At 65.0% G+C, this 243-nt stretch carries 1 pseudogene; it reads left to right on the forward strand.

Annotated elements, in window-relative coordinates:
- Positions 1–243, forward strand: a pseudogene (locus R0J92_RS25875) (acetyl-CoA C-acetyltransferase); the annotation flags it as partial.

A 243-nucleotide genomic window follows, 5' to 3' on the forward strand; every position in this document is an offset into this window, starting at 1 on the left:
CCGCAGGTCATGGGGACGGGGCCGATCCCGGCCTCCCGCAAAGCCTTGGAAAAGGCCGGCTGGAAGGCAAGCGACCTCGATCTCGTGGAAGCCAACGAGGCATTCGCGGCGCAGGCCTGCGCCGTCAACAAAGAGCTTGGCTGGGATCCCGCCATCGTCAACGTCAATGGCGGAGCGATCGCCATCGGCCATCCGATCGGCGCATCCGGTGCAAGGGTCCTGAACACCCTCGTCTTCGAGATG

Source organism: Tritonibacter sp. SIMBA_163, assembly GCF_046535935.1.
In the GTDB taxonomy this organism is placed as follows: Bacteria; Pseudomonadota; Alphaproteobacteria; order Rhodobacterales; family Rhodobacteraceae; genus Epibacterium; species Epibacterium scottomollicae.